Annotated in this window: 5 protein-coding genes; 3 read left to right on the forward strand and 2 right to left on the reverse strand. The window is 71.8% G+C overall.

All coding sequences use genetic code 11. The features are described from left to right. Positions 1–193: 193 nt before the first annotated feature. Positions 194–988: a TetR/AcrR family transcriptional regulator gene (locus ACZ67T_RS10780; RefSeq protein ID WP_469983060.1), complete on the reverse strand. Its 795-nt coding sequence runs from the start codon at positions 986–988 to the stop codon at positions 194–196. Positions 989–1,370: 382 nt separating this feature from the next. Between ACZ67T_RS10780 and ACZ67T_RS10785 the strand changes: the two genes are divergently transcribed. Continuing rightward, complete coding sequence (locus tag ACZ67T_RS10785; protein ID WP_469983062.1) at positions 1,371–2,795, forward strand: NAD(P)/FAD-dependent oxidoreductase; 1,425 nt, start codon at positions 1,371–1,373, stop codon at positions 2,793–2,795. A 188-nt stretch (positions 2,796–2,983) separates the two neighbouring features. Continuing rightward, complete coding sequence (locus ACZ67T_RS10790) at positions 2,984–4,681, forward strand: ATP-binding SpoIIE family protein phosphatase (protein ID WP_469983063.1); 1,698 nt, start codon at positions 2,984–2,986, stop codon at positions 4,679–4,681. Positions 4,682–4,693: 12 nt separating this feature from the next. On the opposite strand, the gene ACZ67T_RS10795 is transcribed toward ACZ67T_RS10790, so the two are convergent. Continuing rightward, on the reverse strand, positions 4,694–5,983 hold the full coding sequence (locus ACZ67T_RS10795; protein ID WP_469983065.1) for an MFS transporter: 1,290 nt from the start codon (positions 5,981–5,983) through the stop codon (positions 4,694–4,696). Positions 5,984–6,105: 122 nt separating this feature from the next. Between ACZ67T_RS10795 and ACZ67T_RS10800 the strand changes: the two genes are divergently transcribed. After that, entirely contained in the window at positions 6,106–6,654 is a 549-nt protein-coding gene (locus ACZ67T_RS10800) for a MarR family winged helix-turn-helix transcriptional regulator (RefSeq protein WP_100598978.1), read from the forward strand. The last annotated feature ends 354 nt before the right edge of the window (positions 6,655–7,008 follow it).

The following is a 7,008-nucleotide window of genomic DNA, read 5'->3' on the forward strand; positions in this document are numbered from 1 at the left end:
CAAGAAACGGGAGTTGGCCGTGCGCGACGCACCTGCGCCACCCACGGCCGTCCCCACAGCCGGCGCCGCGCGCATCACCTGCCACCGCGCCCGCCGAAGGCCGCCGGGTACCCCAGGCGTCGGTCGTACGCCCAGAACCCGCCCCGCCCCCGGTGCGCCCGGCCCCACCGGTCCTACGCGGCACTGCCCGCCCTTACGCGGGCCGTGAGCGCAGCCCTTCGAGCAGGATGTCCAGAAGTCGCGACGAGGCCGCGGCCTGCTGTGCGGCGTCCGGCAGGGAGGGCGCTGCCGTGGCGATCACCAGCAGTACGTCCGCCACCGTCACGTCCTCGCGGAGCTCCGACGCCGCGCGCGCCCGGTCCACGAGCTGCCCGACGACCTCGAGCAGCTCCGCGGCGCCCGCGTCGTCCGCCGGCGCCGCCTCGGCGACCGGGGTCGTGCGCTGCTCCACGAGACGCAGCTCGGGCGGGACGCCGGCGTGCCGCTGCTGCGGAACCCGTGTATCGCCCCGGACCGCACCCGCCGCGTCGGCACGCTCGTCGGGGACGCCGACGCGCAGCACCTGCGGAGGCAGCAGCCGCCCGGCACCGGAGGCCACGGACGTGCGCAGGAAGCGCGACAGCGCCGACCACGGCTCGTCCTCCTGGCCGAGGGCGGCCCGCGCCTGGTCGGTCAGCCGGGAGGTCTCCTCCTCGGCTATGCGCCGCACCAGCACGTCCTTGCTCGGGAAGCGCCGGTACACCGTGCCGACACCGACCCGGGCCCGCCGCGCCACGTCCTCCATCGGCGCGCCGTACCCCAGCTCGCCGAAGACCTCGCGCGCCGCGCGCAGGACGTGTTCCAGATTGCGCTGGGCATCCACGCGCAGCGGCGCGGCACGCGAACTGTCGCCCGCGCCGCGCCCGTTACCGCCCGCCGTAGTGGCCGGTCCGCCGGCCACGGCCGAAGCGGAAGCCGTGGAAGTCCATTGAGAGTCCTGAATGTGCATATGTGTTCCCCCGGTAATGACGTCTCCCCCCGGAGACTCTCCCCGCCATTGGCAACCGGAGCGTGAGGAACAGGCCAGTTCCACGGACCCGTCCGACGGGTCCGTCAGCGCATCCCCCGACACCCCGACAGCACACGAACATAGTTGAGCCGGAGTCAATTCAGAAGGGGCAGGTTCCGCACAGAGCGCCCCCCGAACGGAGTACGCGGCGATTCCACCCCGATTGCACCCCTGTGCCTCACCCGCTACACACACGCTGACCTGCGGACATGTCCCGTACTCCGGCAATTCGCCCGACCGGCTGCCGGTGCGGCCGCCGGTCACACAATTTGCCGGGGCTGTGGACAAACTCAAGTGGCCGATGCGTCATGGGGTGGTGCCGATGCCGAAGACTGCTTCTTCCCGGGGGACGGCCCCGGAAGTCCCGCGTACGCGCGTCCTCGTCGTAGGGGGCGGATATGTCGGGATGTACACCGCGCTGCGCCTCCAGCAGAGACTCAAACCGGAACTGAGAAGCGGCCGGACCGAGATCGTCGTCGTCACCCCCGACCCGTACATGACCTACCAGCCGTTCCTGCCCGAGGCCGCCGCCGGATCCATCTCGCCGCGCCACGTCGTCGTGCCGCTGCGCCGCGTCCTCGGCAGGTGCCGCGTCATCGTCGGCGAGGTCACGGCGGTCGACCACGGCAAGCGGACCGCCACGTTCACCACGCTGGCCACCGAGGAGGAGGGCACGGGCGCCGTCGAGATCACGTACGACGAACTCGTCCTGGCCCCCGGCTCCGTCTCGCGCACCCTGCCCGTGCCCGGGCTCGCCGACCACGGCATCGGCTTCAAGACCGTCGAAGAGGCCGTCGGCCTGCGCAACCACGTCATCGAGCAGCTGGACATCGCCTCCTCGACCCGCGACCCCGCCATCCGCGACGCGGCCCTCACCTTCGTCTTCGTAGGGGGCGGCTACGCGGGTGTGGAGGCACTCGGCGAACTCGAGGACATGGCGCGCTACGCCGCAGGTCACTACCACAACGTCACCGCGGACGACCTGAAATGGATCCTCGTGGAGGCCAGCGACCGCATCCTCCCGGAGGTCGGCGAGGAGCTGGGCCGCTACACCGTCAGCGAACTGCGCCGCCGAAACATCGACGTACGCCTGCGGACCCGGCTCGAATCCTGCGAGGACCGGATCGCCGTCCTCGACGACGGCTCCCGCTTCCCGACCCGCACCGTCGTGTGGACCGCGGGCGTCAAACCGAACCCCCTGCTCGCCGCGACCGACCTGCCGCGCAACGAACGCGGCCGCCTCACCTGCACCGCCCAGCTCGCCGTCGACGGCGCTCCGCACGCCTGGGGCGCGGGCGACGCGGCCGCCGTCCCCGACATCACGGCCGGCGAGGAGGGCAAGGAGTGCGCGCCCAACGCCCAGCACGCGGTGCGCCAGGCCAGAGTCCTCGGAGACAACATCGCGGCCTCCCTGCGCGGCGAGCCCCTGACGGACTACGAGCACGCGTACGCCGGCTCCGTCGCCTCGCTCGGCCTGCACAAAGGTGTCGCACACGTCTACGGACGCAGGCTGAAGGGCTACCCTGCCTGGTTCATGCACCGCGTCTACCACCTGAGCCGGGTGCCGACCGTGAACCGGAAGGCCCGTGTCCTGAGCGAATGGATACTCTCCGGGCTCTTCAAGCGCGAGATCGTCTCCCTCGGCTCGCTCGAACGCCCGCGTGCGGAATTCGAACTCGCGGCCGGGGGAAACCCGCCGGGCAGCCCCCCGGCGAACCCGCCCCAGGACCCGAAGGGGTCGACCTGACCGGACTCAGGAACTCCCCCTCAAGGACAGGCGTCTGACGGATGCCGGTCCGGTCGGTCAGACTGGTCCATGACCCTGGCCGGCCCCTGACCGTGGGCGGACCGACCGCCACGTTGCCCTTCCCCGCGCTCCCGGTCACCCGGCCGGACAGGGGAGACCCCACCCGACCTCACGAGGCTTTCCCCACAGTGAACTTCACGCGCTGGAGCGCCCGGCTCCCCGGAACGCAGCGCCGCGCGGCAGCGCGGTCCGACCATGGCGTCTCCCAAAGCCAGCGAGGGGAAGGCGCCGTGCCCGCCGCCCGCCACGAACCCCCGTCCGACGACGACGCGCTCACGCCCGCCGCCGGCATCGACGAACTGCCCGCACGCGAGGTCCTCGACCGCGTCCCGGCCCTCGTCGCCCTCGTCCACGGCCCCGACCACCGCATCGCGTACGTGAACGACGCGTACGTCTCGGCCTTCGGCGACCGCCCCACCGGCGCCCCCGCGCGCGAGGCGCTGCCCGAGCTGGAGGAACTCGGCCTGCTGCCGCTGCTCGACCAGGTCCTGCGCAGCGCCAAGCCGCGCACGGTCAAGTCCCGCAAGGTGGCCGGCGGCCGCTCGTACACGTTCACCTGCACACCCGTGACGGTGCCGGCCGGCGAAGCGGACGGTGACAACGAGGGGGCGGGACAGCAGCGGGCAGGCGGCCCCGGAGTGCTCGTCTTCGCGACCGACGTCACCGACCACGCCGAGGCCGCCGAGCGGCTGCGCGCCAGCGAGCGCCGCCAGCGCGAGACCGCCGTCACCCTCCAGCGCTCCCTCCTGCCCCAGGAGCTGGAGCAGCCCGACGACCTGCGCATCGCGGCCACGTACCAGCCGGGCGGCACCGAGGCCGCGGTCGGCGGCGACTGGTACGACGTGATCACCCTCGGCGGCGGCCGCACCGCCCTCGTCATCGGCGACGTCATGGGCCGCGGGGTGCGCGCCGCCGCCGTCATGGGCCAGCTGCGCACCGCCGTCCGCGCCTACGCCCGCCTCGACCTGCCGCCGCACGAGGTGCTCCAGCTCCTCGACGGCCTCGCCATCGAGATCGACGCCAACCAGATCGCCACCTGCGTCTACGCGGTCCACGACCCGAACGAGGGCCGCCTCGTCTACGCGTCGGCCGGCCACCTCCCCATCCTCGTACGCGACGAGAGCGGCACGATCCACCGCGCGGAAGAGCCCACGGGGCCCCCGCTCGGCACCGGCGGGTGGCTGCACGCCTCCGGATCGGTTCCGCTCGGCCCCGGATCGACCGCCGTCATGTACACCGACGGCCTGGTCGAGCGCAGGGACGAGGACATCGACGAGGGCGTCGCGGCCCTGGAGCGCGCGCTCGCCGGCGCCACCGGCACGCCCCAGGTCGTGTGCGACCGCCTCATCCGCGCGGCAGGCGTCACCGCGGACCACGACGACGACGTGGCCGTCCTCGTCCTCCAGCACCCGGCGCGCACGGGCCCCGACGGAGAGCTGTTCCGCAACGCAGCCCTGGAACTCCTCGGCGGCGTCGAAGCGACCCCCCGCGCGCGTGCCTTCGCCTCCGGGGTACTCGCCAGCTGGCGCTTCTCGACCGAGCTGCACGACCTGGGCGTCCTGGCCGCCAGCGAACTCGTCGCCAACTCGCTCCAGCACGGCACCCCGCCCATGCGCCTCAGGCTCCGCCGCACCGACCGCCGACTGATCATCGAGGTCACCGACGGCGACGACCACCTCCCGCGCCGCCGCCGCGCCGAACCCGCCGACGAGGCGGGCCGGGGCATCGCCATCGTCGCCACGATCGCCTCGAACTGGGGCTCCCGGCGCACCCCGGGCGGCGGCAAGGCGGTCTGGTGCGAATTCGCCCTGCCGCGTACGCCGTGATCCGGCCGGGCCTCAGGCGGACGCGGCCGCGGGCACCGGCTCGACCGGAGCCCCGCCCTCCGCCACGATCCGGCTCTTCGCCAGTGACGGCTGGTCCTGCACGGGCGACAGATGCCGCCCGAGCCGCACCGCGAGGAACGTGATCCCCAACGAGAACAGCACGAACGTCACGATGTACGGACCGTGCAGCGCGGCCCCCATGGGCCCGCCGACCGCCGGACCGACGGCCAGAGCGAGCTGCTTGACCAGCGCGAACGCCGAGTTGTACTGCCCGACCGTCCCGGCCGGCGCCAGATCGGCGACCAGCGGGGCCACGGTCGGCGACAGCATCGCCTCACCGAGACCGAACAGCGCGTACGTCGAGATGAACGCGGCCGTCGCCATGGCCTGGCTGCCGTGCCCCACACCCGCGTACCCGGCCGCGAGCCACGCGACCGCCCACACGAGCCCGACCGCGGCGATCACCCGGGACCGCCTGCGCCGCTCGACGAACTTCAGGACCGCGAACTGCGCGACCACGATCATCGCGGTGTTGGCGGCGAGCGCGATGCCCAGCGTCGACGGGGAGATCCCCGCCGCCTCCACGCCGTACGCGCTCAGGCCCGACTCGAACTGTCCGTAGCAGGCGAAGAACAGCACGAACCCGAGGACGCACAGCTGCACCATCGCCCGGTGCCGCAGCAGCGCCCGCAGCCCGCTGCCCGCACCGGAGCCGTCCTTCGGCACGGCCCCGCCGATCGTCGGCGCGTACGGCATCCGCACGAAACCGACGACAGCGGCGAGCACCAGGAACATCACGCCCTCGATGCCGAAAAGCAGGGTGAAGCTCGACGGACGGCTCTCGTCGACGATCTGGCCGCCGATGAGCCCGCCGATGCCAAGACCGAGGTTCTGCAGAAAGAACTGCAGGGCGAAGGCGCGCGTACGGGTGTCCGGCGTGGACGTCCACACGATCATCGTGGCGAGCGCCGGCTGGATCACGGCCGTGCCCGCGCCGAGCACCGCCGCCGACAGGACCGCGGTCGTCCGACCGCCCGCGAGCCCGAGCCCGACGGCACCGACCGCCGCCACCAGCGTGGCGACGACCAGGACGGGCACGGGACCGCGCCGGTCGATGGCCCGTCCCGTGAACGGCAGGACGACCAGAGCGGCCATGGCGAAGGCGGCGAGCACGATGCCCGCAGCTCCGGCCCCGAGACCTCGCACCTCAGCGACGTACACATAGAGGAACGGGACCGTGAACCCGACGCCGAACGAACTCAGCGCGCTGCCCACCTGGATCCGACGCATCGCTGCGCCCATCGCCCTGGTCACTTTCACCTGCCTTAGGAGTTAGAACTGAAGACTTCGAAGCTAAAGTTAGGATCTAAACAATACACATCGAAGGACTTCAACGCCAAGCCGGTCGTGCCATACTGCGGGCCATGGGCGACAACCCCGGCGACAGTGAGCCGACCCTCGACGAGCAGATCGCCGCGTACCAGCGCGAGTTCCAGGACCTCGACCCCCAGGTCGAGCAGATCGTCTCCGCGCTCGGCCGCCTCAACAGGCGCATGAACGTCGCCTACGGCCGCCAGACCGCGAACCTCGGCATCACGAACGCCGAGTGGGAGGTCCTCAAGGCCCTCGTCCTCTCCGGCGCCCCGTACCGCATGGGCCCCGGCGACCTGGCGAAGCGACTCGGCCTCACTCCGGCCGCCATGACCCACCGCATCGACCGCATGGTCGGCGAAGGCCTGGTCACCCGCGACCGCGACGAGTCCAACCGGGTACGCGTCATCGTCGAGCTCACCACCGAGGGCCGCGCCAAGTGGCTCGAGGCGATGCGCCTCGCCTCCGGCTTCGAGGAGGACCTGCTCCAGGACCTCTCCTCCGACGAGCGGGGAGTCCTCGGTGAGGTCCTGACCCGCCTGCTGCGCCGCGTGGAGGACGCCCAGCCGGACGCCGGCGGCCGCCTCACGGACCTCGACTGAAAAGAAGTTGCCAGGAGGGTGTTGACATGCCCCTCCTCGATACGTAAGGTTCTTCGAGTTGCCACGGAGCCGTAACGGTTCTGCGACAGCACCTCCGCCGCTGAAGCGGCAACCAACCACGAGCACGATCTCCCTCCGGGATCGAATTCGGCGTGCCCGAATTCAATTCGATTCCGGTACGGCGGCCCGATTAGGAACCGCCGGGGGAATCCGCTAAAGTTTGGGACGTCGGAACGGCCCAACAGCCGCAAAGACAAACCCCGCTGACTGGGAGTCAGGCCCGAAAGGATCTGATAGAGTCGGAACCGCCGGAAAGGGAAACGCGAAAAGCCGAAAGGCCGGAGCGGAAACCTG

It is taken from the genome of Streptomyces sp. NPDC107517 (assembly GCF_055582645.1).